Annotated in this window: 23 protein-coding genes; 10 read left to right on the top strand and 13 right to left on the bottom strand. The window is 75.9% G+C overall.

The annotated features are described in order from the left end of the window. Positions 1–50 precede the first annotated feature (50 nt). Positions 51–404, bottom strand: coding sequence for an STAS domain-containing protein (locus tag ACFQ8Y_RS16310; RefSeq protein ID WP_430552207.1), 354 nt, complete (start codon positions 402–404; stop codon positions 51–53). A gap of 181 nt (positions 405–585) precedes the next feature. On the opposite strand from ACFQ8Y_RS16310, the gene ACFQ8Y_RS16305 reads away from it, so the two are divergent. Next, a complete protein-coding gene (locus ACFQ8Y_RS16305) occupies positions 586–2,781 on the top strand; it encodes a SpoIIE family protein phosphatase (protein WP_430586150.1) in 2,196 nt (731 codons plus the stop codon). Between the two features lie 50 nt (positions 2,782–2,831). Here ACFQ8Y_RS16305 and ACFQ8Y_RS16300 read toward each other — a convergent pair whose 3' ends face one another. Further along, positions 2,832–3,281, bottom strand: a complete 450-nt coding sequence (locus ACFQ8Y_RS16300; RefSeq protein ID WP_430563838.1) for a DUF3151 domain-containing protein — start codon at positions 3,279–3,281, stop codon at positions 2,832–2,834. A gap of 86 nt (positions 3,282–3,367) precedes the next feature. Between ACFQ8Y_RS16300 and ACFQ8Y_RS16295 the strand changes: the two genes are divergently transcribed. The 5 genes from ACFQ8Y_RS16295 to purD all read left to right on the top strand — a co-directional run bounded on the left by ACFQ8Y_RS16295 (position 3,368) and on the right by purD (position 7,739). Continuing rightward, complete coding sequence (locus ACFQ8Y_RS16295; protein WP_429735554.1) at positions 3,368–3,730, top strand: STAS domain-containing protein; 363 nt, start codon at positions 3,368–3,370, stop codon at positions 3,728–3,730. 121 nt (positions 3,731–3,851) lie between these two features. Next, the gene (locus ACFQ8Y_RS16290; protein WP_430552204.1) at positions 3,852–5,147 is read left to right on the top strand and encodes an adenylosuccinate synthase; all 1,296 of its coding nucleotides are present in this window, start codon (positions 3,852–3,854) and stop codon (positions 5,145–5,147) included. Beyond that, the gene (locus ACFQ8Y_RS16285; RefSeq protein WP_430563837.1) at positions 5,144–5,866 is read left to right on the top strand and encodes a transporter substrate-binding domain-containing protein; all 723 of its coding nucleotides are present in this window, start codon (positions 5,144–5,146) and stop codon (positions 5,864–5,866) included. Before ACFQ8Y_RS16290 ends, ACFQ8Y_RS16285 begins: the two co-directional genes overlap by 4 nt. A 19-nt stretch (positions 5,867–5,885) precedes the next feature. Next, positions 5,886–6,350 (top strand): PPOX class F420-dependent oxidoreductase, encoded by a 465-nt coding sequence (locus ACFQ8Y_RS16280; protein WP_430586149.1) that lies wholly within the window; start codon positions 5,886–5,888, stop codon positions 6,348–6,350. A gap of 93 nt (positions 6,351–6,443) precedes the next feature. Beyond that, complete coding sequence (gene purD / locus ACFQ8Y_RS16275) at positions 6,444–7,739, top strand: phosphoribosylamine--glycine ligase (protein ID WP_430586148.1); 1,296 nt, start codon at positions 6,444–6,446, stop codon at positions 7,737–7,739. A 102-nt stretch (positions 7,740–7,841) separates the two neighbouring features. On the opposite strand, the gene ACFQ8Y_RS16270 is transcribed toward purD, so the two are convergent. After that, on the bottom strand, positions 7,842–8,963 hold the full coding sequence (locus ACFQ8Y_RS16270) for a tyrosine-protein phosphatase (RefSeq protein WP_430586147.1): 1,122 nt from the start codon (positions 8,961–8,963) through the stop codon (positions 7,842–7,844). A gap of 127 nt (positions 8,964–9,090) precedes the next feature. On the opposite strand from ACFQ8Y_RS16270, the gene ACFQ8Y_RS16265 reads away from it, so the two are divergent. Beyond that, positions 9,091–10,086 (top strand): phosphoribosylaminoimidazolesuccinocarboxamide synthase, encoded by a 996-nt coding sequence (locus ACFQ8Y_RS16265; protein ID WP_430563840.1) that lies wholly within the window; start codon positions 9,091–9,093, stop codon positions 10,084–10,086. Positions 10,087–10,117: 31 nt separating this feature from the next. Here the strand turns inward: ACFQ8Y_RS16265 and ACFQ8Y_RS16260 are convergent, their stop codons facing one another. Continuing rightward, on the bottom strand, positions 10,118–11,008 hold the full coding sequence (locus tag ACFQ8Y_RS16260) for a DUF4190 domain-containing protein (protein WP_430586146.1): 891 nt from the start codon (positions 11,006–11,008) through the stop codon (positions 10,118–10,120). Between the two features lie 232 nt (positions 11,009–11,240). Between ACFQ8Y_RS16260 and purS the strand changes: the two genes are divergently transcribed. From purS to ACFQ8Y_RS16245, 3 genes are read left to right on the top strand one after another with little or no spacing between them, the layout of a single operon-like run. Further along, positions 11,241–11,528, top strand: a complete 288-nt coding sequence (gene purS, locus ACFQ8Y_RS16255) for a phosphoribosylformylglycinamidine synthase subunit PurS (RefSeq protein ID WP_429766102.1) — start codon at positions 11,241–11,243, stop codon at positions 11,526–11,528. Next, positions 11,528–12,247 carry a phosphoribosylformylglycinamidine synthase subunit PurQ gene (purQ, locus tag ACFQ8Y_RS16250; protein ID WP_430586145.1) on the top strand — a complete coding sequence of 240 codons (720 nt, stop codon included), beginning with the start codon at positions 11,528–11,530 and terminating at the stop codon, positions 12,245–12,247. The genes purS and purQ overlap by 1 nt, the downstream gene beginning before the upstream one ends. After that, complete coding sequence (locus ACFQ8Y_RS16245; protein ID WP_430552197.1) at positions 12,244–12,768, top strand: GNAT family N-acetyltransferase; 525 nt, start codon at positions 12,244–12,246, stop codon at positions 12,766–12,768. The genes purQ and ACFQ8Y_RS16245 overlap by 4 nt, the downstream gene beginning before the upstream one ends. A gap of 25 nt (positions 12,769–12,793) precedes the next feature. On the opposite strand, the gene ACFQ8Y_RS16240 is transcribed toward ACFQ8Y_RS16245, so the two are convergent. The 9 genes from ACFQ8Y_RS16240 to recC all read right to left on the bottom strand — a co-directional run bounded on the left by ACFQ8Y_RS16240 (position 12,794) and on the right by recC (position 25,774). Then, entirely contained in the window at positions 12,794–13,180 is a 387-nt protein-coding gene (locus tag ACFQ8Y_RS16240; RefSeq protein ID WP_430552196.1) for a VOC family protein, read from the bottom strand. A 38-nt stretch (positions 13,181–13,218) separates the two neighbouring features. Further along, positions 13,219–14,124: an LLM class flavin-dependent oxidoreductase gene (locus ACFQ8Y_RS16235; RefSeq protein ID WP_430586144.1), complete on the bottom strand. Its 906-nt coding sequence runs from the start codon at positions 14,122–14,124 to the stop codon at positions 13,219–13,221. Positions 14,125–14,188: 64 nt separating this feature from the next. Further along, positions 14,189–14,959, bottom strand: a complete 771-nt coding sequence (locus ACFQ8Y_RS16230) for an MBL fold metallo-hydrolase (protein ID WP_430586143.1) — start codon at positions 14,957–14,959, stop codon at positions 14,189–14,191. A gap of 26 nt (positions 14,960–14,985) precedes the next feature. Next, positions 14,986–15,384 (bottom strand): type II toxin-antitoxin system VapC family toxin, encoded by a 399-nt coding sequence (locus ACFQ8Y_RS16225; RefSeq protein ID WP_430552193.1) that lies wholly within the window; start codon positions 15,382–15,384, stop codon positions 14,986–14,988. Then, entirely contained in the window at positions 15,381–15,638 is a 258-nt protein-coding gene (locus ACFQ8Y_RS16220) for a type II toxin-antitoxin system Phd/YefM family antitoxin (protein ID WP_430552192.1), read from the bottom strand. The genes ACFQ8Y_RS16225 and ACFQ8Y_RS16220 overlap by 4 nt, the downstream gene beginning before the upstream one ends. A 97-nt stretch (positions 15,639–15,735) precedes the next feature. After that, a complete protein-coding gene (locus ACFQ8Y_RS16215) occupies positions 15,736–16,809 on the bottom strand; it encodes an LLM class flavin-dependent oxidoreductase (RefSeq protein ID WP_430586142.1) in 1,074 nt (357 codons plus the stop codon). A gap of 51 nt (positions 16,810–16,860) precedes the next feature. Further along, positions 16,861–18,825, bottom strand: a complete 1,965-nt coding sequence (gene recD, locus ACFQ8Y_RS16210; RefSeq protein WP_430586141.1) for an exodeoxyribonuclease V subunit alpha — start codon at positions 18,823–18,825, stop codon at positions 16,861–16,863. Beyond that, positions 18,822–22,364, bottom strand: coding sequence for a UvrD-helicase domain-containing protein (locus tag ACFQ8Y_RS16205; protein ID WP_430586140.1), 3,543 nt, complete (start codon positions 22,362–22,364; stop codon positions 18,822–18,824). Before ACFQ8Y_RS16205 ends, recD begins: the two co-directional genes overlap by 4 nt. After that, the gene (gene recC / locus ACFQ8Y_RS16200; protein WP_430586139.1) at positions 22,361–25,774 is read right to left on the bottom strand and encodes an exodeoxyribonuclease V subunit gamma; all 3,414 of its coding nucleotides are present in this window, start codon (positions 25,772–25,774) and stop codon (positions 22,361–22,363) included. Before recC ends, ACFQ8Y_RS16205 begins: the two co-directional genes overlap by 4 nt. Between the last annotated feature and the right edge of the window lie 5 nt (positions 25,775–25,779).

The following is a 25,779-nucleotide window of genomic DNA, read 5'->3' as shown; positions in this document are numbered from 1 at the left end:
GCCCGCACCAGGTGCGGGCCGCCCTTCGAACTACCTCGGCGAGTCTCGAGCTACCTCGGCGTCGGGGTCTCGAGGTCGAAGCCGGGGTCGACGTCGACGATCTCCAGCAGCTCGCCGATGCGGGTGACCTCGAGGAGGAACCGGACGGTGGGCGGCGCGCGCAGCACCCGGACGCGGTGCGGGCTGCGCGACGCGAGGCGTGCGAGGAACGCCACACCCGAGGAATCCATGAAGGTGACGTGGTGGGCGTCGATCTCGACGGGGAGGCCGGAGCCCTCGGCGTCGGAGATGGCCTCGCCCAGCTCGGCTCCGATGTCGGCGTCGATCTCGCCGGACAGCACGACACGGGCGCGGGACGCACCCACGATGACGTGCACGCTCGCGGGGTCTCCCAGCTCAGGCACCGCGTCTGCCTCCTTCACGTCTGCACGCCGCAGGTCACGTGGGGTCGTGTTCGATCCGTCGTGCACGGTGCTCCTTCCACGCGCCGGGGCGTTCACCTCGAGTCTCGGCGGACACCAATCTACGGTTGAATGACCAGCAAGAACACCAACCAGGGCGGGGAATCTCGGCAGTGGAGGCATTATGACCGAATCATCCGGTCCTGTGCCGCCCCTCCCGGAGGGATTCCTCGACGCTGCCATCGCGGCTGCCGTCATCCCGGCGTTCGTCACCGGTGCCTGGGAGGCCGGGATGCCGGTCCTGTGGATCAACGACGCCTTCGCGCGGGAGTCCGGGATCGGCGTCAACGACCTCGCCGTGCTCGGCAAGCACCCCCTGCTGGAGCTCGTGGACGACGACGCCGAGCGCGAGCGCAGCCAGGGCGACCTGCGCGCCGGGCGTCCCACGACGCGGATGGTCAGCGGCCGGCTGCTCGACAGCCGCGCCACGTGGTGGCAGGTGACGATGTCCCCCGTGCCGGACGCCGACGGGGTGGTGCGGCGCTGGCTCGGCACCGCCACCGACGTGTCGACGCACGTGGAGCGTCAGGCCGCCCAGCTCGCCTCGCTCGAGGTGGAGCGCCGCGAGCGCGCCGACCTCGACCTCATCGCGCAGACCACGGAGCTGCTGGGCGACCTGGAGTACCCCTACGCGCTGCGCGACATCGCCGACCTGCTGCGCGCGCTCGTGCCCTGGGCCGGCTTCTACGTGAACGACGACGGGCTCGTCTTCGCCGACGGCGTCGACGTCGCGTCGCCGCCGAGCGGCCGCGGCCGACGGCACGCGCGGTACGTGCCCGAGCTGCCCGACGACGTCTCCGGGGAGCGGCCGGACCCGCCCGCCGACGGCGGTGCCGCCCGCGAGCCGGTCCGGGACGAGGTGCAGGACCTGCTCGAGGGCGTCGTCGAGGGGCCCGTGATGCTCCGCCTGGGCGCGGGCTTCCCGGCGCACTCCGCGTCGGGGTGGCTGCGCCGCGACCTGCTGCGGCGCGTCGTGGAGGAGACCGGGGCGCTGCCGCGCGCCGTCGTCGTGCACGCGGTGGCGGGGCGCCGCCGCGTGCTGGGGCTGCTGGCCACGTGGCACGGCGTGGGCGTGGCGCCCGACGGCACCGTCACCGAGGAGGTCCGGCCCGGTCCGGGCGAGCCGCAGCACGTGCACACCGTGATCGAGGTGGTGGCGCGCCGGGCCGGCACCGCCATCGACAACGCGCGCCTGTACGCGCGCGAGCACCGGCTCGCCGAGGCGCTGCAGCGCGCGATGCTGCCCGAGCAGGCCGACGTGTCCGGGCTCGACGTGTGGACCTACTACGCGCCCAACGCCGAGCACGCCCAGGTGGGTGGCGACTGGTACGACGTGCTGCAGATCAACGAGGGCACCGTCGGGCTCGTGGTCGGCGACGTCGTCGGGCACGACGTCGAGGCCGCGGCGGCGATGGGGCAGCTGCGGTCCGTGGTGCGCTCGTACGCGTTCGAGCTCGCCACGCCGGGGATCGTCGTCGACCGGGTGGACCAGCTCGTCACGGGGATGCGCATCCCGCGGTCGGCGTCGATGGTCTACGCCACCCTCAAGCACCAGCAGGACGGCGACGTCTGGACCGTGCAGTACACGCGCGCCGGCCACCTGCCGCCGCTGCTGCTGCGCGACGGCACGGTCACCCAGCTCGCGGGCGGGGCCGGCTCCCTGGTCGGCTTCGGGTCGAAGCCGCGCACCACCGGGCAGGCCGAGCTGCGGCGCGGCGACGTGCTCCTCTTCTACACGGACGGCCTCATCGAGCGCCGGGACCGGTCGCTCAAGGTCGGTCTCGACGCGCTCGTCGAGACGTCGGGGCGCATCACCGCCCGCGACGCCGCGGGGGTGGGGGAGGAGCTGCTCTCGCGCCTCGCCGACGCTCCCGAGGACGACGTCGCGCTCGTCGTCGTGCGCGTTCCCGACCCGGTGGCCGACGCGCAGGTCCAGCCGCTTAGCCCGCGCTCGCGGCGGTGGCTGCTGCCCAGCGAGCCCGCGTCCATCGGCCGGGCCCGGCACGCCGTGCTGCGCACCTGCCAGGCGTGGGGGCTGCCGGAGTCGGCGTCGGCCGAGCTCGTCGTCTCAGAGCTGGTCGCCAACGGCGTGCTGCACGGCTGGGGCAACATCGCGCTGCGGCTCTTCGACACCGGCGACGGGCTGCGCATCGAGGTCGAGGACTCCAACCCCGCGCCGCCCGTCACGACCGACGGCCACCCCAACCGCGTCGGCGGCTTCGGGATGCAGATCGTCGAGCGGCTCGCCGACTGGGGCTGGCGGCCCGCCGGCTCCGGCAAGCTCGTGTGGGCCAAGCTGCACGCGACCGCCGTCGGCTGACCACGTCCGGGGGCCCCGGCGAGCTCACCCGACGGGCTCACCCGACGAGCTCACCCGACGAGGGCGCGGACCTCCTCGGGCGAGGTACCGGAGTCGCGCAGGAACTGCGCGCAGCGCTCCGCCTCGTCGGACTCGCCGATCTGCGCGGCCGCCTCGGACAGCGCGGCGAGCGCGCGCAGGAACCCCTGGTTGGGCTCGTGGTCGGCGGGGATCGGGCCCTGGCCGCGCCAGCCGGCGCGACGCAGCGCGTCGAGGCCGCGGTGGTAGCCGGTGCGCGCGTACGCGTACGCCGTCACGGACCGGGCGGCGGTGGGCGCGTCGCCCGCGGCGTCGAGCGTGGCCTCGGCCAGCACCGCCCAGGCGAGCGACGACGCGGGGTGGTCGGCGGCGAGCCGGGCCGGGTCCTCCCCGGCGTCGAGGCCGTCGCGCACCTGGGGGTGCTCGTCGGGCAGGAGGGTCGGGGGCGGGCCGGCGAGCAGGTCACGCGCGGAGGAGGTCATGAGCCCCATTCTGGCCCGGCCGCGGCCCGGTTCACAGATCGGCGCCTCGGGCGTCGCGCGCGGCCGGTCGCGGGTACGCTCGCTCCATGATCGAGATCGCGACGTCTTCGACGACGACGACGCTCGTGATCGCCGGTGACCTCGACCTCGCGGAGCGCGACCAGTTCCCGGAGATCGCCACCCGCGTGGTCGGGCTGCGGCGGCAGCTGCTGGTGATCGACATGTGCCGCGTCACGTTCATGGACTCGACCGGGGCCGCGTTCCTCATCTCCCTCGCCGACGCCGGGCGCAAGCGTGGCGGCGCCACGGTGCTGCGCGGCGCGGACGAGCGCGACCTGTTCGTGCTGGAGGTGTGCGGGGCCCTCGACCTGTTCCGCATCGACCGCGACCACCGCTGCGAGTCGGCTCCCGCGCCGTCGACCCCCGCGACGCATCACCCCGCGGGCTGAGCGCGCCGGACCGACGGGCAGGTCACGGGCGGGTAAACTCGGGCGCGGCCCGGACCAGGAGGCCCGCCTCCTCAGGTGACGTGGGTGAACACGCCGGGCCTCGTCGACGCGAGGAGATTTCATGCCAGCCGTGGTGCTCGTCGGTGCCCAGTGGGGCGATGAGGGCAAGGGGAAGGCCACGGACCTGCTCGGGTCCCGGGTCGACTACGTCGTGAAGTTCAACGGCGGCAACAACGCGGGTCACACCGTCGTCATCGGCGACGAGAAGTACGCGCTGCACCTGCTGCCCTCCGGCATCCTGTCGCCCGGCGTCGTCCCCGTCATCGGCAACGGCGTGGTCGTCGACATCGACGTGCTGTTCGAGGAGCTCGACGACCTGATCGCGCGGGGGGTGGACGTCTCCCGTCTGCTGGTCTCGAGCCAGGCGCACGTCATCGCCGGCTACCACCGCACGCTCGACAAGGTCACCGAGCGCTTCCTCGGCAAGCGCCGCATCGGGACCACGGGCCGCGGCATCGGGCCGGCGTACGCCGACAAGATCAACCGCGTCGGCATCCGCATCGCCGACCTGTTCGACCCCAAGATCCTGCGGGAGAAGGTCGAGGGCTCCCTCGACCAGAAGAACCACCTGCTGGTGAAGGTCTACAACCGCCGTGCCGTCGACATCGACGAGACGGTCGACGAGCTGCTCGCGCACGCCGAGCGCCTGCGCCCGATGGTCGCGAACACGCCGCTCGTGCTCAACGAGGCGCTCGACCAGGGCAAGAACGTGCTGTTCGAGGCCGGCCAGGCCACCATGCTCGACATCGACCACGGCACGTACCCGTTCGTCACGTCGTCGAGCGCCACGGCCGGCGGCGCGGTGACCGGCTCCGGCATCGGGCCCACCCGGGTGGACTCCGTCATCGGCGTCATCAAGGCGTACACGACGCGGGTCGGCGAGGGCCCGTTCCCCACCGAGCTGTTCGACGACATGGGCGAGTACCTGCTCAAGACGGGCGGCGAGTACGGCGTCACGACCGGCCGTGCGCGCCGCTGCGGCTGGTACGACTCCGTCATCGCGCGCTACGCGTCGCGCATCAACGGCCTCACGGACCTCGTGGTGACCAAGCTGGACGTGCTCACGGGCCTGGAGAAGGTGCCGGTCTGCGTGGCCTACGACGTGGACGGCACCCGGTACGACGAGATGCCCGACGACCAGTCGGCGTTCCACCACGCGAAGCCGATCTACGAGGAGATGCCGGGCTGGTGGGAGGACATCTCCGGTGCCCGCACCATCGAGGACCTGCCCGCCAACGCGCAGGCGTACCTCGCGCGCCTGGAGGAGCTGTCCGGCTGCCGCATCTCCGCGGTGGGCGTCGGCCCGCGGCGCGACGAGATCATCCCGGTGCACGACCTGATCCACGCGCGGGCATGACGGCGACGGGCCAGGTCGTCGACGCGCTCGCCCCCACGGGGGTGCTGCGTGCGGTGGTCAACCTCGGCAACCCGGTGCTCGCGCAGGGCACCCGGCACGACCCCTCCGGGGTGACCGTCGACCTCGCCCGCGAGCTGGCCCGGCGCCTCGGTGTCGAGGGCGTGCTGGAGTGCGTCGACGCCGCGCGGCACTCGTTCGCGGCCGTGGCCGACGGCCGGGCCGACGTCGGCTTCCTCGCCGTGGAGCCGGAGCGGGCCGCGCAGGTCGCGTTCACCGCGCCGTACGTGCTGATCGAGGGCGTCTTCGCCGTTCCCGAGGGCTCGCCCGTCCGCACGGCCGACGACGTCGACCGGCCGGGCGTGCGCGTCGGGGTGAAGGAGGGCTCCGCGTACGACCTGTTCCTCAGCCGCACCCTGACCCGGGCCGAGGTGGTGCGCGGGGCCGACGGCACGGTCGCGTTCGAGGAGCACGGCCTGGAGGTCGCCGCCGGCATCCGGCAGCCGCTGACCCGGTACGTCGCCGAGCACCCCGGGCTGCGCGTCGTCGAGCCGCGGTTCACCGAGATCCGGCAGGCGGTCGCCACCGGTCGCGACCGCGACCCCGTCGCCGTGGCCTGGCTGCGCGACGCCGTCGCCGAGCTCACGGCCGACGGCTTCGTGGCGGAGGCGCTCGCCCGGTCGGGGCAGGACGCCACCGTGCCCGGGGGAACAACGGCCTGACCTGGCGGGTTGTCCCGGCATGACGACGACGGGGACGACCGAGACGGACGACCAGCGGGCCCTGCTCGCCCTGGTGGCGGACGGCAACAAGGGGGTCCTCACGACCCTGCGGAGGGCCGGCCGGCCCCAGCTGTCCAACGTGCTCTACGCGTGGGACGAGGAGACGCGGACGGCGCGCGTGTCCGTGACCGCGGACCGCGCCAAGACCCGCAACGCGGCGCGCGACCCCCGCGTGTCGCTGCACGTGAGCGCCCCGGACTTCTGGAGCTACGCCGTCCTCGACGGCACGGCGGAGCTGAGCGACGTGGCGACCGACGTCCACGACGCCGCCGCCGACGAGCTCGTCGAGACCTTCCGCGTCGCGGCCCGGCAGGAGCACCCCGACTGGGAGGAGTTCCGGCGGGCGATGGTGGCCGACCGGCGCCAGGTGCTGCGCCTGCGCGTCGACCGCGTCTACGGGATGGCCCGCCTGCCGCAGCCGTGACCGGCCCGCCGCGCCCCCGGGTGCGGCACGCGCGAGCACGGTGCCCGCGGACGCCGCGGCCCGCACTCCGCGGGGTCGTTAGCATGGTCGCCCGTGAAGATCCTCGTCGTCGGGACCGGTGCCCGCGAGCACGCCATCGTCCACGCCCTCGCGTCCGAGGCCGCCGAGGGCGCGCAGCCGGCGCACGAGCTGCACGCCGCCCCCGGCAACCCGGGCATGGCCGCGCAGGCCGACCTCCACCCGGTGGACGCGAACGACGGCCGTGCCGTCGCCGCCCTCGCCCGCACGCTCGGCGTCGACCTGGTCGTCGTCGGGCCCGAGGCGCCCCTGGTGGCAGGGGTCGCCGACGCCGTCCGGGAGGCCGGGATCCCCGTCTTCGGGCCGTCGGCCGAGGCCGCCCGGCTCGAGGGGTCGAAGGCGTTCGCGAAGGACGTCATGGCCGCCGCGGCCGTCCCGACGGCGATGGCCCACGTGTGCACCACGGTGGAGCAGGTCGCCGATGCGCTCGACGCCTTCGGCGCCCCCTACGTCGTCAAGGACGACGGTCTCGCCGCCGGCAAGGGCGTCGTCGTGACCTCCGACCGCGACGCCGCCCTCGCGCACGCCCGCGAGGCGCTCGACGCGCGCGGCGACGAGGGCCGCGTGGTGATCGAGGAGTACCTCGACGGGCCCGAGGTGTCGCTGTTCTGCCTGTGCGACGGCGCAACCGTGGTGCCGATGATGCCCGCGCAGGACTTCAAGCGCGTCGGCGACGACGACGCCGGCCCGAACACCGGTGGCATGGGCGCGTACACGCCGCTCGACTGGGCGCCGTCCGGCCTGGTCGCCGAGGTGGTGGACCGCATCGCGCAGCCCACCGTGGACGAGATGGCCCGCCGCGGCACCCCGTTCTCCGGCGTCCTCTACGTGGGGCTGGCGCTGACCAGCCGCGGCACGCGCGTCGTGGAGTTCAACGCCCGCTTCGGCGACCCGGAGATCCAGGCCGTCCTCGCGCGCCTGCGCACCCCGCTGTCCGGCGTGCTGCTCGCCGCCGCCACCGGCCGCCTCGACGGCATCGAGCCGCTGCGCTGGTCGGACGACGCCGTGGTCAACGTCGTCGTCGCCTCCCAGGGCTACCCCGAGTCGCCGCGCAAGGGCGACCCGATCACCGGCATCGCCGACGCCGAGGCGCTGGACGACGTGCACGTGCTGCACGCCGGCACCGCCGTCGTCGACGGCGCGCTGGTGTCCGCCGGCGGGCGCGTGCTGTCCGTCGTCGGCCGTGGCGCGGACCTCGCCGCCGCACGGGCGGCGTCCTACGCCGGGGTCGAGAAGATCGCGCTGGACGGCTCCCACCACCGCAGCGACATCGCGCTGAAGGCCGAGCGGGGCGAGGTCGCCGTCCCCTGACGCTGGTCTGTTCGGCAGGAGGTCGATCTCTTCGGCACCGACCCATGCCGAAGAGATCGACCTCATGCCGAACAGATCGGACGGGTGTGGTGGGTCAGCCGGTCAGCCGACGAGCAGCTCGTCCCGCACGTCGCGCACCTCGCGAGCGCTGAGGCCGAGGCCCTGGCGGAGGTACCGGTCGAACGAGCGGTACTCGTCGTGCACCTCGTCGAACCCGGCGGCCAGGTACTCCGGCCGCACGTCGAGCAGCGGCCGGTAGATCGCGGCCTGCTCGGCTGGCATCGATGCGAGCGCGGCGGCGTTCGCCTCGGCGCGGTAGTGGTTGCTCAGCAGGTAGTCGTCCTCGACGACGTCGCGCGGCACGCCCGCCGTGGTGAGCAGGGCGGCCGCTGCCCAGCCCGTGCGGTCCTTGCCCGCGGTGCAGTGGAACAGCACCGCGCCGTCGTCCGCGACCGCGTCGAACAACGTCGCGTACGCGGCCCGGCCCGTGTCGCTCGAGACCATGGAGCGCTCCCCGTCGACCATCAGCTGCGCGGCCGCGGCCGGTGACGACAGGTCCGGGATCGTCGCGGTGCCGCCGCCGAGCACGTCAGCCACCTCGTACCGGGCGCCGTCGGGCACGCGGTCGGGTGCGGTGGCGCGCTCCGACCTCGTGCGCAGGTCGACGACGGTGCGCACGTCGAGCCCCTCGAGGGTGTCGAGGTCCGCCTCGCTCAGCCGGTCGAGGGCGTCGGACCGGTAGGCCTCGCCCATGGCGACCCAGTCGCCGTCGGTGGTGCGGTAGCCGCCCAGGTCGCGGAGGTTCACCGTGCCGTCGAGCCGCACCAGGCGGTCGGCGATCGTCAGGCCCGCGCCGCGGTCGGGGACGAGCCGGAACCAGCGGCGGTCGGCGTCGGACAGGTCGGTGACCGTCACCGTCCCGGAGGACCCGCCGCGCGCCACGACGTGGCGCGTGTCGATGCGGTCCCGGTCGGTGCCCGCGTAGAGGCGCACGTCGCCGGCTCCGCGCGGCGCCGACCAGGTGACGGTGAACGAACCGTCGTCGTGGGTCGTCACCGTCGCCGCGGTGAAGGGGATGTGCCCCGTGGCGGCGCCGTGCTGGGGGGCGGACGGGTGTCCGGCCGCCGCGTGGGGCGGGCGCGGGGCCGCGACGGACGTGGCGGCGGGAGCGGCGACGAGGGCCGCGACGAGCAGGGCGGCGGTGTGCCGGGTGCGGAGTCTCATGGGCTGCACGGTGGACGCCGCCGGCGAACGGGCGGTGAACGGACGGGGCTGTCCGGTAGGGGACCCGATGAACTCCGCGCAGCGGGACCGCGGACGCGTGCGGCCCGGCCCGACGCCGGATGCGAGACTGAGCATCGTGACCGAGACGCACGATGTCGACCAGCCCGGTGCCGACCAGAACGACGCCTTCGCCGGGGGACCGCTCGACCTGCCGGGGTGGCGCCACGTCTACTCCGGCAAGGTGCGCGACCTGTACGCGCCGGACCTGCCCGCCCTGGGCGGCGTGCACCCGCTGGGCGACGTCGTCCTCGTGGTCGCCTCGGACCGCCTCTCGGCGCACGACCACGTGCTCACCCCCGGCATCCCCGACAAGGGCGTGGTGCTCACCCAGCTGAGCCTGTGGTGGTTCGAGCAGCTCGCCGACGTGGTGGACAACCACGTCGTGTCCACCGAGGCGAGTGCCGAGCCGGGCGACGGCCTGGTGCCCGACGTCGTCGCGGGCCGCGCGATGATCTGCCGTCGGCTGGAGATGTTCCCCGTCGAGTGCGTGGCCCGCGGCTACCTCACCGGCTCCGGCCTGGCCGAGTACCGCGCGTCCGGCGAGGTCACAGGCATCCCGCTGCCGGCCGGCCTGGTCGACGGGTCGCGCCTGCCGGAGCCGATCTTCACCCCCGCGACGAAGGCCGAGGTGGGGGAGCACGACGAGAACGTGCCGTTCGAGGAGGTGGCGCGCCGGATCGGCGACGACGCCGCCACGCGCCTGCGGGACCTCACCCTCGCCGTCTACGCCCGCGCCGAGGAGATCGCGCGCGAGCGCGGCGTGATCCTCGCGGACACCAAGCTGGAGTTCGGCGTCGACCCGGCGACCGGGGCCACGGTGCTCGGCGACGAGGTGCTCACGCCCGACTCGTCGCGGTTCTGGCCCGCGGACGAGTGGGAGCCGGGCCGTGCCCAGCCGAGCTTCGACAAGCAGATCGTGCGCGACTGGCTGACGTCGCCGGCCTCCGGCTGGGACCGGGCGTCCGACGTGCCGCCGCCCGTGCTGCCGCCCGAGGTGGTCGAGCGCACCCGTGACCGGTACCTCGAGGCGTACGAGCGGCTGACGGGGGCGCCCCTGCGCTGAGGGCGCCCCCGCGTGCCGGCGGGCCGGCAGGTCAGAGGCCGGAGCCCTGGACGCTGGCCTCGAGCGGCGAGCCGTCCGGGTTCTGCGCCCAGCACATGAGGCGCCGGTCGCCGAACGCCCACGACGCCCGGGTGGGGTAGAGGTACATCATGTCGAGGCTGGACGCGTCGTAGTCCGTGCCGACGTACGCGGCGAACTCCTCGAAGCAGAAGTCCTCCGTGGTGGCGACCACGGAGGACTCGCCCGGGTACTCGGCGTCCGTGAGCTCGTCGACGCCCACCATCTCCGCCCCGTGCGCCGACGCGCAGTCGGTCGCGACGATGCCGGTGAGGTCGGTGGCGTCGTCCGGCAGCTCGAAGCAGGCGCCCAGGTCGAGGTTCGCGCCCGTGCGGTCGGCGTAGGACTCCTCGAAGCCCTGGCTGAACCCCTCCTGGACCTCGTCGTTCGTCGCGAGCAGGGCGAGCAGCCCGACCACCAGGAGCCAGCCGAGGATCCCCAGGGCACCGAGCACGACGCCGGCGATCGCCATGCCGCGGCCGCTCTGTCCCGTGCGCCGGGTGCGCCGCATCCCCGCGATGCCGAGCCCGAGCGCCACGGGGCTGATCCCGAGGATGCCCGTGATCAGCGCGGCGATCGAGAACCCGTCCGTCCCGGGCGCCGGCTGCCCGTACGGGGACGGCGCGCCGTACGGCGCGGGCTGGTCGTACGGCGTCGGCCGGCCCCCGTACGGGGCCTGCTGGTCGTACGGCGTCGCGGGGGACGGGGTGCCGGGCGCGGTGTACGGCGCGGGCGGTCCGTTCGGTGCGGTCCCGTTCGGTGCGGTCCCGTTCGGTGCGGTCCCGGTCGGGGGCGTCGCGCCCGCCTCGGGCGTGGCGTACGGGTCGGGCGTGCCGCCGGAGGGCGGAGAGGTGGGTGCGGACATGCTTCCTCGGGGTCGGTGCGATGGTGGACGACGCGGCGTCGGCGGCGCCGTCGACCGGCTGCGCTCCGCGGCGTCAGAAGGCTAGCGCGCGGGCGGTAGACTCGTCGCGGAATCCCGCCGTCGTGCTCCCGCCCCCACGCGCGCGCCTCCGTTGCGCCGCCCGTGCCGGGACCTCGGAGCCGCGGCCGCTGGACCACCCGGCCAGCTACCGGTCACGATCCAAGGAGCACCCGTGGGACGCGTCGTCGTCGAGGTCATGCCCAAGCCCGAGATCCTGGACCCCCAGGGCAAGGCCGTCGTCGGGGCGCTGCCCCGCCTCGGCTTCACCCAGTTCAGCGGGGTGCGCCAGGGCAAGCGGTTCGAGCTCGAGGTGGACGGCGACGTCACGCCCGAGGTGCTCGCCGCCGCGCAGCAGGCCGCGGAGACGCTGCTGTCCAACCCCGTCATCGAGGACGTCGTGCGCGTCGCGGACGCCGCGACCGACGCCGCAGGGACGATCACCTCCGAGGGCGTGGCCTGATGACCGCCGGCACCCTCGCGTCGGCGCGGATCGGCGTCGTCACGTTCCCCGGCACCCTCGACGACCGGGACGCGGCTCGCGCGGTCCGGCTCGCGGGCGGGGAGCCCGTGTCGCTGTGGCACGCCGACGGCGACCTCCAGGGCGTCGACGCCGTCGTCCTGCCGGGCGGGTTCTCGTACGGCGACTACCTGCGCGCCGGCGCCATCTCGCGCTTCGCGCCCGCCATGGACGCCCTGGTGGACGCGGCGAAGGGCGGCATGCCCGTGCTCGGCATCTGCAACGGCTTCCAGGTGCTGACCGAGGCGCACCTGCTGCCCGGCTCGATGGTGAAGAACGACCACCTGCACTTCGTGTGCCGCGAGCAGGTGCTGTCGGTCGAGAACACGTCGACGGCGTGGACCAACCGGTACCGGCCCGGCCAGCACATCACCATCCCGCTGAAGAACCAGGACGGCCAGTTCGTGGCGGACGACCGCACCCTCGACGAGCTCGAGGGCGAGGGCCGCGTCGTGTTCCGCTACCAGGGCTGGAACCCGAACGGCTCCCGTCGCGACATCGCGGGCATCAGCAACGCGCGCGGCAACGTGGTCGGCCTCATGCCGCACCCGGAGCACGCCGTCGAGGCGGGCTTCGGCCCGGACGGCGAGGACGGCCCGCGCACCGGCACGGACGGCCTCGGATTCTTCACGTCGGTGCTGGCGTCGCTCGTCTCGGCATGACCGCCACCACCGTCCTCCCGTCGACCGTCGGGCCCGAGGGCCTGGCGGTCGACGTCGTGGCGTGGGACGACCCCGTCGCGGCGACCCTGCGTGCCGCCCAGGAGGCCGAGATGGCCGTGCGGTACGGCGGGGACGACGAGGCGCCCACCATCGACCCGCGGACGATCGTCGTCACGCTCGTCGCGCGCCTGGACGGCCGCCCCGTCGGCACCGCCGCCGTGCGCGACGTCTCCGGCACCGACGACCGGCGCGGCCGCGGCACCACCCACCCGGCCGCGACCGGCGAGGTCAAGCGTCTGTACGTGGACGGCGACGTGCGCGGGCGCGGCGTCGCACGGCGGCTGATGGCCGAGCTCGAGCGTGCCGCCCGCCAGGTCGGCTTCCGCCGGTTCGTGCTCGAGACCGGCACCGCGCAGCCCGAGGCGATCGCGCTGTACGAGGCCATCGGCTACGAGCCGATCGAGTCGTTCGGCGACCACGCCGGGTTGGAGCAGCAGCGCTGCTACGGCAAGCGGCTCTGACGTCGAGGGCGTCGTCCTCGCGGGCTCAGCCCCCGGCGCCCGCGGACCACGCGGGCAGCTGCTGCAGGGTCCAGGCGTTGCCGTCGGGGTCGGCGAACGTGACGAACCGGCCCCACGCCTGGTCGTCCACCCCGTCGGCCTCGACGCCCACGCCGCGCAGGTGCGCCAGCGCCTCGTCCGCGTCGGGCACCACCACCTGGATCGCGTCCAGCTGCCCCGGCTGCAGCGTGCCGCCCAGGCCCGTCCCGAACGCGATCGAGCAGGCCGAGCCCGGCGGTGTCATCTGGACGAACCGCAGGTCGTCGTTCACCTGCTGGTCGTGGTCGGGGTGGAAGCCGACGCGCTCGTAGAACTCCTTCGCCCGGTCCACGTCGCTCACGGGCACGTGGATCAGCTCGATCTTCCAGTCCATCGTGTGCTCCTCGGTGCTGTGCGGCGGGACCCGGGTGGTCACGCCTGGTCGAGCAGGGGCCGTACCTCGCGGCCGAGCAGCTCGACGAACCCGGCGAGGTCGGGCTCGTCGGCGGTGGGCTGCACCGCGACGGCGGAAGCACCGGCGGCGGCCAGGCGGAGCACGGCGTCGGCGATGGCGCGGGCGTCGCCGGCCGCACCGATGCCGCTCCCGGCCTCCGCACCCCACAGCGGGAGCTCGGCGTCGAGCCGCTGCTGCGCGCCGTCGCCGGTCGCTGCGATGAGGGTGGCGTACACGCCCGGTGCGGGCCGGCCCGCGGCCTGCGCGGCCGTCTCGGCCGTCTCCGCGGCGGCACGCACGTCGTCGGGGGTGAGCGCGTTGGCGAGGATGACGCCGTCGCCCAGCTCGCCCGCCAGCGCGAGAGAGCGGGGGCCGACGCCGCCGAGCAGCAGCGGCACCTGCGGCGCGGGCCAGTCGAGGCGGACGTGGTCGAGGGTGACGTAGCGGCCCGAGACGGTCACCTCGTCGCCGGCGAGCAGGGCGCGCAGCGCCTCGGTGTGCTCGCGCAGCAGGGTGAGGGGCGACTTCGCGCGGACCCCGGCCTGGTCCATCCAGGCCTGCACGCCGTGGCCGACCGCCGGCACGAACCGGCCCGGGAACATGCGGCCGAGCGTGGCGACCTCCATCGCCGTCACCGCCGTGCTGCGCAGCGGCGCGGGCATGAGGCCGATCCCGACGCGCACTCGCTCGGTCCAGGCCAGCGCGGCGGCGGCTGACGCGACACCGCTCTGCTTGAAGCAGTCCTCCCACACCCACAGGTCGTCGAGGCCGGCGGCCTCGACGGCGGTGGCGAGCGACCGCAGGGACTCCGGCGGCATCGTCGGGACGAAGGCGACGCCGAGGTGCACGGCAGGGCGGACTTCCGGAGCGGGGGTGACCGTCATCACGCCATCGTGCCGCGGGACACCGACACCTGCCCGGGAGGCGGTCGTGGGCCGCGGCGGCCGGTCAGGCGGTCTCGTCGCGCAGGTAGGCGAGCTGCGCGACGACGGACTGCCGCGCCGCGCGCCGCACCGACGGGTCCACGTCGGCGTAGGCGTGCGCGACGACGGCGTCGGCGTCCGCCGCCGGGCCGAGCGTCGCGAGCACCGACCGCACCTGGTCGAGACGCTCCAGACGGTGGGCCCGGTAGGCGCGGACCGCCGTGCCGAGGTCGTCCAGCGCGGGGCCGTGACCCGGCAGCCCGACCCGCCCGGCGCCCACGCGTTCCAGCAGGTCGAGGCTGGCGAGGTAGTCGCGCAGCGAACCGTCCGGCTCGGCGATGACGGTGGTGCCCTGCCCGAGCACCGTGTCGCCCGTGAGCACGACCGGCTCGCCGGACCCGGCGCCGACGGGCACGGTCACGACGAACGACACCGAGTCGGCGGTGTGCCCCGGCGTCGCGAGGACGTCGACCCGGAGGCCGCCGGCGTCGATCGTCTCGCCGCCGCGCAGCGGCTCGCCGCCGTGGCAGTGCTCCGGGTCGGCGGCGCGGACCGGGGCGCCCGTGAGCGCGTGCAGGCGCGCCGAGCCGGCGGTGTGGTCCGCGTGCCGGTGCGTGACCAGCACGAGCTCCACGGGACCCGCCTCGGCCAGGGTCGCCAGGTGCCGTTCGTCGTCGGGGCCCGGGTCCACGACCACGCACGACGACGAGCCCGGCGCGCGCAGCACGTACGAGCGCGTGCCGTCCAGCGTCATCGGGCCGGGGTTGTCCGCACGGACGACGGTGACGTGGGGCATCGTGCAGGTCCTCTCTCGGTCGTGCATCAGCCGCGGCGACCGACGTGGCGGATGGGGCCCTGATACGCGGCGACGGTGGCGTCGCTGGTGAGCAGGGTCGAGCCCGTCATGATCGCCTGCGCCACCAGCATCCTGTCGAACGGGTCTCGGTGGACGGGGGGCAGGCGTGTCGCCGTCACGGCGTGGGCGCCGTCGACGGCCAGCTCCACGAAGCCGAGGGCCAGGGTGGTCGCGCGGGCGACGTGGGGGTCGAGGTCGAAGTCGGCGCGGCCCAGAGCGGACTTGATGCCGATCTCCCAGATGTTGACGGCGCTGAACCAGATCTCGGGTTCGGGGTCGGCAAGGATCTCTGCGACGTCGTCGGGCAGTCGCTCGGGGAACCCGAGCGTCCACACGAGGACGTTCGTGTCGAGGAGATACCTCACCGGGCGTCCGCCGGCTCGTCGTTCTCGAACAGGGAGGCCACCTCGTCCTGCGCCCAGTGGTCGAAGTCGTCGGGCATCGTGAACCGGCCGCGCAGCGGGCCGAGCTCTCGCCGCGGCCGGGCGGCGGGGTCGATCCCGACCAGGCGAGCGACCGGGCGGCCCGCACGCGCGATCACGACGTCCTCTCCCGCCTCGGCCTCCGCGAGGAGGCGGGAGAGATGGGTCTTGGCCTCGTGCACGTTGACGGTCTTCACGGGGGGCCTCCTGGACCAGGCTGGACTAAGTCGAGGCTAGTCCGACGTGCCCTCGGGGGCAACGGAGGCTCGGAGGTTCCGTGACGGTCTCCCGGTGTCAGGCGGCGAGCGCCTCGGCGAGGAGCTCGAGGGTGCGGACCCGGCCGGGCGTGGCGTCCAGCGGCTCGGACTCGTAGGACCCGGCCACCGGCACCACCATGACCTCGTCCACGCCGTGCCGGGTGGCGAGGTCGCGCAGCTGGGCGGCGGCCTGGTGCGGCTCGCCGACCACCCAGCGCGACCGCATGTCCGCGACGATCTGCTCGGCCATCGGGTCCAGCGGCTCGGCGGCGGCCTGCTCGACCGTCTCCGCGCGGCCCATCGGCTTGCCGGTGCGCAGCCGCGCCATCGACCGCAGCTGCGGCAGCGCACGCTCGTGCGCCTCGACCGCGGTCGGCGCGACGACGACGTTCGCGGTGAGGAACGTCCGCGGCTCCGGGTGGTCGGGGCTCGGGCGGTAGCCGTCGCGGTACAGCGCGAGCACCTGGTCGATCCCCGCGCCGGAGAAGTGGTTCGCGAAGACGTACGGCAGGCCCAGCTCCGCGGCGAGGCGGGCCGAGTAGTCGCTGGAGCCGAGCAGCCACACGGTCGGGGTGCCGTCGGCGGCGGGGGTGGCGTGCACGTCGTAGAGGTTGCCGTCGCCGAGGCGCAGGGCGGCGCCGTCGGGGCTCATGAGCGACAGGATGTCGCGCACGTGCTGGGGGAACCGCTCGACGTCCGACGTCGGGCCGGACTGCCGCAGCAGCGCCGTGACGACCGGGTCCGAGCCGGGCGCGCGACCGAGGCCGAGGTCCACCCGCCCGGGCGCGAGCGCCTCCAGCGCGGCGAACTGCTCCGCCACCACGAGCGGCGCGTGGTTGGGCAGCATGACCCCGCCCGAGCCGACGCGGATGCGTTCCGTGACGGCGGCGGCCGCCGCGATCATCACCGGCGGCGTCGACGCCGCGACCGCGGGCATGTTGTGATGCTCGGCGAACCAGTACCGCTCGAAGCCCAGCTCGTCCGCCCGGCGCACCAGCGCGAGCGAGGCGGCCAGCGCCTGGGGGCTGGACTGGCCCGCGCGGACCGGGACGAGGTCCAGCACGGACAGGCGGGGGGACGTGGGCGCGGGGGTGGGGGCGTCGGCATTCATCGCCTGGGACAACCCGCAGGAGCGCGACTCCTATTCCGTGGTGGGCGGGCGTCAGGGGAGCGGCTCGCGGAGGCCGCTCGCCCGGCGGACGGGATGTGCGACGGCGGCGCGCACGGCGTCGGCGGTGCCCACCACGCGCACGAACTCCTGCGCGCGGGTGACGGCCGTGTACAGCAGCTCGCGGGTGAGCAGGGGCGACGTCGGCGGGGGCAGCACGAGCGAGACGCGGCGGAACTGGCTGCCCTGCGCGCGGTGCACGGTCATCGCGTGCACGGTCTCGACCGGGGGCAGCCGGTGGGTGCGCACCCGCAGCGGGGCGCGCGGGTCGCCGAACACCGCGACGACCGCGACCGCCTCGTCCTGAGCGTGTGCCGGGTCGCCCTCCGCGACGAGCACGCCGGTGTCGCCGTTGTACAGGCCGACGTCGGCGTCGTTGCTCGTGACCAGCAGCGGGCGGCCCACGACCCACGGCGACCCGGGGACGGCCGGGGCCAGGGTGCCGTCGGCGGTCGCCTCCTCCACCCAGGCCTCGACCTGCGCGGCCCAGCGGGCCACGCCGACCGGGCCCCGCCGGTGCGCCACCATGACGCGGTGCGCGTTGAGCGCCTCGAGGGCGCCGGCCGCGTCGCCCTCCCGCGCCGCGGCCACGAGCCGTCGGCCGGCGTCGACCGCGTCGTCGTGCAGTCCCTGCACGGCGTGCTCGTCGAGGCGCTCGGTGTCCGCCTCGACGAGCTCGACGCCACCGACCCCGGCACGCAGGACGTCGAGCACGGCGTCCGCGTCCCCGTCGCGGATGGCGGCCGCGAGCGGCAGGATCGCGGAGTCCTCGCCCTGTCGGTGCACCGTGACGAGCCGCACGACGCCGTTGGCCAGGGCCGTGTCGTCGTCCCCCGCGGGCTCGTCGGGCGGCGTGGTGGTGACGTGCGCGGCGAGGCTCCCGACCACCGGCGGCCTGGCGACGAGGTCGCCCAGCACAGCCCCGGCCTCGACCGACGCGAGCTGGTCCGGGTCGCCGACCAGCACCAGCCGCGCGTCCGGGCGCAGCGCCTCGAGCAGCCGCGCCATGAGCGACAGCGGCACCATCGAGGTCTCGTCCACCACGACGACGTCGTGCGGCAGGTGGTGGCCGGCGTGGTGCCGGAAGCGGGTCGCGCTGCGGTAGCCGAGCAGCCGGTGGACGGTCGTGGCCTCCGGTCGGCCGGTGCGCTCGCGGTCCTCGGGCGGCAGGGCGCCGACGACGTCGCGGACCGCCTCCTGCAGCCGGGCGGCCGCCTTGCCCGTCGGCGCGGCGAGCGCGACCCGCAGGGCGGGCTCCCCGGCGACGTCCTGCAGCACGGCGAGCAGCCGCGCGACCGTCGTCGTCTTGCCCGTGCCCGGCCCGCCCGTGAGCACCGTGAGCCTGCGGCCGGCGGCGTGCGCGGCCGCGAGCCGTTGCCGTTCGTCGCCGGCCTCGGGGAACAGCCGGGCGAGCGCCGCGTCCAGCCGGTCGGCGCCGCCGGGCACGAGCGGCGGGGCCTGGAGCCGGGCGTCGACCAGCCGTCGCACCGTGAGCTCGTCCCTCCAGTACCGGTCGAGGTACAGGCGCCCGCCGACCCAGCGGGCCGGCCGGTCGAGCGGCTCGCCCGCGCCGACCGTCACGAGCGGGCTGGCCTCGATCGCCCGCACCCAGGCCTCGTGCTCCGGCCAGGGCGGGGGAGCGGCGGCGTCGGGACCGTCGGCGGCGTCGCCCCGGTCGGCGTCCTCGGGCAGCGCGAGCGCCGCGAGCTCGTCCGGGTCGTCGAGCCGCACGCACACCGACCCGCCCCGCAGCGCCCGGACGGCGAGCGCGACGGCGAGCAGCACCGTCGCGTCGTCCTCGCCCGTCAGCCGCCCGAGCCGCGTCGCGACGTGCACGTCCGTCGCGGCGACGAGTCCGGCCGCGTTGAACTCCCGCAGCAGCCCGGGCGCCGCGGCGGCGAGGCGGACGTCGCCGGAGGCCTCGACCGGGCCGCCCGGGAGCGTGGAGGTGTCGGTCATGCGTCGTCTCCGTCCAGCAGCGCGGACAGCGCGGGCACCAGGCCCCGCGGCGGCACCCACGACACCACGCCGTGCGGCGCGCCGTCGGGCCCCGTGGGCGTGGCCGGGCCGCACATGCCGCGCACGAACAGGTAGAGCCCGCCGCCGAGGTGCACGTCCGGGTCGTAGCCCGGCAGCCGCCACGCCAGGTAGCGGTGCAGCGCCACGAGGTAGAGCACGAGCTGCAGCGGGTAGTGGGCGTGCAGCATCGCGTCGACGGTGGCCTCGGGCCGGTAGTCGTGCGCCGTGAGCGGGGCGTCGAACGCGCCGAGGCGGTTCGTCTTGTAGTCGACGACGAGGAAGCGCGGCGCACCGTCGTCCCCGGGCACCCGCAGCACCGCGTCGATCGACCCGGTCAGGTAGCCGCGCAGGGGGCGGGCCGTGGGGTCGGCCGCCGCCAGCTCGGCGAGCACGGCGGGGTACGCGGCGAACGCGTCGTCCGCACCCAGGTAGCGGCCCAGCAGCGCCGCGATCCCGGCCAGGGTGGCGCCCTCGGCCGGGGGACCGCCCACGTCGCCGTCGCCCCCGGCGAGCGGGAGCTCGAACTCCAGCTCCGCGAGGCGGTCGCGCGGCGTGACGTCGGCGAGCGTGCGTCCGCCCGCGAGCGGCCCGAGCGGCGTGCGTGCGACGACGCCCAGCGCGGCGGCGAGCTCGGCAGGGTCCGTGCCCGGCACCCGCGTGGTCGCCGCCGCGGCGCACCGCGCGAGCAGCTCCGCGTCGAGGTCGGGGGCCGCGGTGTCGGCGTACTCCAGCACCTCGTGCACGAGGGTGCCGAAGCCCGTGCCGGCCGGCAGGCCCGACATCGGGGACGGCAGATCGGCGCCGGGCGCCTCCCCGGGCTCGCCGACGGCGCCGACGGGGCGGACCGCCGTCGGCGCGGCCTCGGCCGGCTCGTCCTGCAGGCCGCCGCCCTCCGGCTCGGACTCGACTCCCCCCGCCGCGGGTTCGGCCGGGCCTGGCGCGGGCGAGAGGCCGCCCGGGCGACCGACGTGCGCCGCGGCGGTGAGCGCGGAGTACGACGCGCGCCGCCACGTCGGGTCGGGTACCCGGTCGAGGTGCGCGACGCCGAGCGTGGGCACGTCGTCCACGGGCGGGCGCCAACGCTCGGTGGACGGCGTGGCGGGCGCCTCCTCGACGGCGATCGTGCCGCCCGAGCCCTGGGCGAGGGCACCGAGCGCCGTCCGTACCGCGTCGTCGCGCATGGCCTGCTGGGGCGCGTGCGGCGCGGGCTCGCCGCCGAGCGTGCGGTCGCCCAGGACGACGCGCGTCAGGCCCGCCTTCGCGGAGTTCGCCTTCGACGGCGCCCAGTGCGCCACCACCTGGTGCCGGGCGCGGGTCAGCGCCACGTACAGCAGCCGCAGGTCCTCGCCGCCCTCCTCACGGCGGTGGCGCTCCAGGGCGGCGTCGTACCCGAACGAGCCCGGGCCGCCCACGTGGAGGATGCGGCGCCCGTCGCCGGCGTGGAACCGCAGCACCTCGGGCTGGCGCGGCTCGAACCGGTCCCACGCGAACGGCACGTACACGACGCCGAACTCCAGGCCCTTGCTGGCGTGCACCGTGACGACCTGCACCGCCGCGGCGTCCGTCTCCAGGCGGCGGCTGCGCTCCTCGTCGTAGTCCTGGGCGGCTTCGCGGATGCGCCGCCGCAGCCATGCCGTGAGCGCGGAGGCGCCCAACCCCTCCGTGACCGCTGCGGCGTGCAGCACCTCGCCCACGTGCCGCAGGTCGGTGAGGTGGCGCTCGCCGGTGCTGGTGCGCATCAGCCGCTCCGCCAGGCCGTCGCGGGTCACCGCCTCCTGCAGCGCGGCGACCCCCCGCGACCACAGCAGCCGCGACCAGCGCCGCACCGTGTCGGCGAGCGCGTCGTGCGCGGCGTCGTCCGCCGTGGCGAGCCGCTCGGCGTCCCAGCCGACGAACGGCGTCAGCGCCAGGGCCGCGGCCCGTCCGTGAGCGCCCGGCTGCTCCAGCGCGGCGAGCAGGGTGAGCCAGTCGCGGGCCGACGGCGTCGCGAACACGCTCGACAACCCCGAGACGACGGCGGGCACCCCGCGCTTCGTCAGCTCCGACCGGACCGCCTCGGCCTGCGCGTTGGTGCGGGTGAGCACGGCGACGTCGCGCGGCTCGAGCGGTCGCCACGCGCCGGTGTCGCTGCCGTCGCCGCTCGTGTCGTCCGGGTCCACCAGCCGGTCGCGGCCCAGGCGCGCGGCGATGTCGGCCGCGACGTCCGCGGCGACGAGCTGGCGCGGCGGACCGACCGGCGGCGTCTCGCCGGGCGACATCCCGAGGGCGGCACGCGTCACCTGCCGCAGCCGCAGCGGCGCGCCGCCGTCGAAGCGCGACCCGCGGTGCGCGGCGTCCACCGGCCGCACGACGATGCGCTCGTCGCCCAGCGCCGCCCCGCCCAGCAGGGTGTCGAGGGCCCGCAGCAGCGGCTCGTCGCTGCGCCAGCTGGTGCCGAGCGTGGCGACGGCGGTCGCGTCCTGCTGTGCGTCGAGGTACGCGACGACGTCGGCGCCGCGGAAGGCGTAGATCGCCTGCTTGGGGTCGCCGATGAGCACCAGGGTGCGGTGCCCGTGGAACGCGGTGCGCAGGATCTCCCACTGCACGGGGTCGGTGTCCTGGAACTCGTCGACCATGACCACACGGAACCGGGAGCGCACCCGCTCGGCGGCGACGGGGCCGTGCACCGGGTCGGCGAGCGCGTCGCGCAGCATGACGAGCAGGTCGTCGTAGTCCAGGAGGTGCTGCGCGCGCTTGCGGCGCAGCGTCTCGTCGCGCGTCTCCTGGGCCACGGCCCGCCGCAGCGCGCCCGGTGTGGACGGGGGTGGCGTGGACGGCGCGCCCCCGCCCGGCTCGGCGGGTTCGACACAGGCCTGGTGGTCGCTGACGGCGGCCCGGCCCAGGTCGGCGGCCATCGTCGGGGTGAGTGCGGGGTGCGCCTCGCCGGAGAAGCGGCGCACGTACAGGTCGTCGGACACCTCCCGCACGAGGTCGGCGACGTCGGCGACGAACGTCGCCGCGGGGTCGACGTCGGCCGCGATGCCGAGCGACGTGAGCATCTGCTGGCAGAAGCCGTGCGTCGTCGTGATGGTCGCGGCGTCGAGCTGCGACAGGGCGGCGGCGAGCCGGGCGCGCCGGCGGTCCAGCTCCTCGCCGTCGACGTCGGCGAGCAGCGCCACGACCGGGTCGTCGCTGGAGGCAGGGTCCGGGCCGCGCAGCGCGCGCTCGGCGCTCACCAGCCGCTCGCGCACGCGGTCGCGCAGCTCGGACGTGGCCGCCCGGCCGAACGTCACGAGCATGAGCTCGCGCAGCTCGGCGCGGCCCTCGGCGACGAACCGTGTGGCGAGCGCAGCGATGGTGAACGTCTTGCCCGTACCGGCGCTGGCCTCGAGCACCGTGGTGCCCTCCGGCAGCGGGCCGCAGACGTCGAAGACCGGACGGTCCGGGACGCCCGCCAGACCGCCGGTCGCGTCGGTGTCGAAGCCCGCCCCGGCCGTCATGTGGTGCCCTTCTGCTCGTGCGCCAGCAACGGGTCCCAGACGCGGCGGGCGAGCGCCCCCAGCCGCGAGGGCTCGTCGGGGAACCTGCGCCGGTCGTCGTCGTCCGGCACACCAGCCATCGCGTCGAACGACCCAGGTCCGCTCGGGTCACCCCAGACCATCAGGTGATACGCGTCGGACTTCTCGAAGCCGCCGTTCCAGGTGAAGCGGGCCTCGCTCGTCGCCTGGCCGGGGTCGCCCGTGCCGCCTCCGCGGGAGACGGCGTACGCGTGCGACGCGTCCGGGGGCAGGGGGAGAGGAGCGCGGGTGGCCTGGGCGCGCAGGGCGACGAGGTCGTCGAGGAGGCGCGCCGCGTCGGCCGGGTCGGGCGCCTGGATCAGGCTCCACGCCGCCTTGGCGCCCCGGCCGGGGGCCCGGCCCACGGTGCCGGCGTGCCACTGCTGCCCGTCGGGCAGCCCGCCGTCGCCGCCCGACGCCGCGAGGGCGAGGGTCTGCACCCAGGCGCGCAGGCGGTGCTTCGGGCCGAGCTTCGAGTACTCCGCGCGCACGACGCGGCCGCCGTGCACGCCGGGGACGGTGCCGGTGACGAGGACGCCGGAGGGCAGCGCGGCGGACACGTCGACGGCGCGGGCCGCGTGCTCGGCGCGGACCTGTCGCGCCATCGTCTCGACCGGCTGCACGCGCTCGACGACGTCCCGCAGCGCGGTGCGGCCCAGCTCGCGCGGCGGCGCCTGGCCGCGGCGCCACTCCGCCTGGAACGCGCGCCCCGGGTCGGTGCCCCCGAGCACGGCGGTGAGGATCCGGTCGCCCGCCCCCCACGCGGCCAGCGGCGCCATCGTCAGCGGCAGGCGGTCGTCCACCTCGTCCTCGTCCTGCGCGACGCGCACGTCGAGGGTGGTCCGCAGGAACCAGCGGACCGGGTGCTCGAGCATCGCGACGAGGTCGTCGAGGTCGACCTCCGTCGGGGCGGCGGCGTCGAGGACCAGCGGCGCGGGCACGAGCAGCCCGGGATCGACGCGGCCTCCTCGACCTGCCTCCGCGCCGCGGAACGCCGCCGTGTCGAAGCTGAACGGGCCGGGGGTGCCGAGCGCGCCGGACTCGAAGTTGCGCTCTCCCACGACCTGCAGCGGGTGCCGCACGACGACCTGCCGTCGGACGGGCCCGCCGTCCGCCGCCGCGCCGACGCGGTCGAGCGCGTCCAGCAGCTCCGCGACGGGGACGGCCGGCGGCCGGGCGGCGCCGGTGCGCTCGTCGGCGCCCGAGTGCAGCACCACCAGGTGCTCCCGCGCCGCCGTGAGCGCGTCCAGGAAGATCTGCCGGTCCTCGCTGCGCCGGTCCCGCTCGCCCAGCAGGGCGTCGCGCGCGAGGAGGTCGTCGCCGTCCGGCGTCGCGGACCGGGGGAACGCGCCGTCCTCCATGCCGAGCAGGCACACCACGCGGTGCGGGACGGCGCGCATCGGCTCCAGCGAGCACACGGTGAGCGCGCCGGTGCGGAAGCCCGCGCGCGTGGGGCGGCCCGCCAGGCGGTCGGCGAGCAGGGCGCGCACGTCCTCCAGCCGCAGCCCGTCGCCCGCGGTGGCGCGGCCCGCGCCCGCGGCCCGGACGTCGCCCAGCACGCGGCGCGCCTGCACCGACTGCCACGCGTCGTCCGGCGCCGGGTCGGCGAGCAGCGTGACGGCCCGGTCCAGGGCGTCGAGCCAGTGCTCCAGCGGGTGCGTGCCCTCGAGGTCGGCGAGCAGCCCCGTCAGGCGGGACACCAGCTCCGCGAACCGGCCCGCGACGTCCACGTCGGTGGACCCGACGTCGTCCAGCGGCAGCGCCGGGCCCACGAAGCGCGAGTCCTCCTCGGCCATCGCGACGCCCAGCAGCACCCGGTCGAGCGCCGCGTCCCACGTGCCCTGCCGCACCCGCGGGTCGATGCCGAAGCGCTCGCGCCGCGACCCGTCCTCGCCCCAGCGCACCCCGACCTCGACGGCCCAGTCGCGCCAGCGGTCCAGGTCGTCGTCGGAGAGGCGGAAGCGGCGGCGCACGGGCTCGCTGGTGGCGAGGTCGAGGACCTCGGACGCCGTGACGCGGCCGTCGGCCAGGCGCAGCAGGGTCGCCAGCACACCGAGCACGGGGTTGACGACGCCGGGACCGCGGTCGGCCAGGCTGACGCGCAGCCGCTGCCCGGGGTGGATCTGCGTGACGCCGTCGGGAGCGGCGCCGAACGTGGCCGTCACGAGCGGGGCGAACGCCTCGACGTCGGGGCACAGGACGATGACGTCGCGCGGCTCCAGGGTCGGGTCGGCGGCGAACAGACCGGTGAGCACCTCGCGCAGCACCTCGACCTGGCGCGCCCGGCCGTGGCAGGCGTGCACCTGCACGCTGCGGTCGTCGGGACCCACCGGCGCGGGCGCGACGTCCGGGTCGTCCGCGCGCAGGGCCGACTGGAGCGCGCCCAGCAGCGTGCCCGGGGGCGGCGGCGCCGGATGGTGCGCGACCCGCACGTCGGGGGCGTCGTCGGCGGGTGGGTCGAGGACCCCCGAGAGGCGCAGCTGCAGCTCGACGGAGTCGCGCGCCGTGGAGGCCAGCAGGGGGTGGCGGGCGGCCGGGGGCAGGGCGTCACGACGCGCCCCGGCGGCGGCGCCCCGGGCGCCAAGGCCCTCGACCGAGGCCCACAGCGCGGGCGACGGGTGCGGCAGCCACAGGTGGACGTCGCGGTGGCGCGCGAGGGCGGCGAGCACCTGCCGCTGGTCCTCCGGCAGCCGGGTGGGGCCGAAGACGGAGAGCCGGGCGGGCAGGTCCACGGCGCCCGGGTCGGTGCGCAGCACGCCGACCGCCTCCGCCAGCACCTCCGCGGGGCCGGGCGCGTCCACGCGCTCGCGGACCCGCCGCCACAGCCGGGGCTGCCACGCGAGGTCGTCGGGGACGCCGTCGTCGCGCCCCTCGAGCCAGCCGGAGAGCAGGCCGGGCCGCTGCTGCGCGTACGCGGCGAACAGCTCCGCCACACGCTGCGCGAGCGCGACGCGGCGCGACCGGCGCACGCCGTCGCCCGCCTCGCCGACGTACCGCGCGAGCGGCGCGGCCCAGCCCTCGTCGAGGGACGCGTCGACGGTCTCCAGCACCGGCCACACGAGGCGCGCACGGCGCCACGGGTCGTCGTCGGGCTCGACGCCGGTCACCGCCGTCACCGCCGACGCGACCAGCCGCGACGGCGAGGAGAAGTCCACGTTGGCGCACACGCCGGCGCCCGACGCGCCGTCCACCCCGAGCCGGTGCGACAGCCGCTGCGCCAGCCACCGCTCGATGCCACGCGTGGGCACCGCGACGACGTCGGGGGTGAACGGGTCGTCCGGAGGCTCGGCGAGCACGTCGGCGAGGGGAGCGACCAGCGCGTCGGAGCGCTCGGACCGGTGGACGTGCAGCACGTCGG

The sequence above is a fragment of the Isoptericola sp. NPDC056605 genome (assembly GCF_042792795.1).
Taxonomy (GTDB): domain Bacteria; phylum Actinomycetota; class Actinomycetes; order Actinomycetales; family Cellulomonadaceae; genus Isoptericola.
This window is presented reverse-complemented; position numbering and strand designations above follow the sequence as displayed.

Coding starts and splice junctions, on each gene's coding strand:
- ACFQ8Y_RS16305 (WP_430586150.1), top strand. CDS start 586: ATGACCGAATCATCCGGTCCTGTGCCGCCCCTCCCGGAGGGATTCCTC.
- ACFQ8Y_RS16300 (WP_430563838.1), bottom strand. CDS start 3,281: ATGACCTCCTCCGCGCGTGACCTGCTCGCCGGCCCGCCCCCGACCCTC.
- ACFQ8Y_RS16295 (WP_429735554.1), top strand. CDS start 3,368: ATGATCGAGATCGCGACGTCTTCGACGACGACGACGCTCGTGATCGCC.
- ACFQ8Y_RS16290 (WP_430552204.1), top strand. CDS start 3,852: ATGCCAGCCGTGGTGCTCGTCGGTGCCCAGTGGGGCGATGAGGGCAAG.
- ACFQ8Y_RS16285 (WP_430563837.1), top strand. CDS start 5,144: ATGACGGCGACGGGCCAGGTCGTCGACGCGCTCGCCCCCACGGGGGTG.
- ACFQ8Y_RS16280 (WP_430586149.1), top strand. CDS start 5,886: ATGACGACGACGGGGACGACCGAGACGGACGACCAGCGGGCCCTGCTC.
- ACFQ8Y_RS16270 (WP_430586147.1), bottom strand. CDS start 8,963: ATGAGACTCCGCACCCGGCACACCGCCGCCCTGCTCGTCGCGGCCCTC.
- ACFQ8Y_RS16260 (WP_430586146.1), bottom strand. CDS start 11,008: ATGTCCGCACCCACCTCTCCGCCCTCCGGCGGCACGCCCGACCCGTAC.
- purQ (WP_430586145.1), top strand. CDS start 11,528: ATGACCGCCGGCACCCTCGCGTCGGCGCGGATCGGCGTCGTCACGTTC.
- ACFQ8Y_RS16245 (WP_430552197.1), top strand. CDS start 12,244: ATGACCGCCACCACCGTCCTCCCGTCGACCGTCGGGCCCGAGGGCCTG.
- ACFQ8Y_RS16240 (WP_430552196.1), bottom strand. CDS start 13,180: ATGGACTGGAAGATCGAGCTGATCCACGTGCCCGTGAGCGACGTGGAC.
- ACFQ8Y_RS16235 (WP_430586144.1), bottom strand. CDS start 14,124: ATGACGGTCACCCCCGCTCCGGAAGTCCGCCCTGCCGTGCACCTCGGC.
- ACFQ8Y_RS16230 (WP_430586143.1), bottom strand. CDS start 14,959: ATGCCCCACGTCACCGTCGTCCGTGCGGACAACCCCGGCCCGATGACG.
- ACFQ8Y_RS16215 (WP_430586142.1), bottom strand. CDS start 16,809: ATGAATGCCGACGCCCCCACCCCCGCGCCCACGTCCCCCCGCCTGTCC.
- recD (WP_430586141.1), bottom strand. CDS start 18,825: ATGACCGACACCTCCACGCTCCCGGGCGGCCCGGTCGAGGCCTCCGGC.
- ACFQ8Y_RS16205 (WP_430586140.1), bottom strand. CDS start 22,364: ATGACGGCCGGGGCGGGCTTCGACACCGACGCGACCGGCGGTCTGGCG.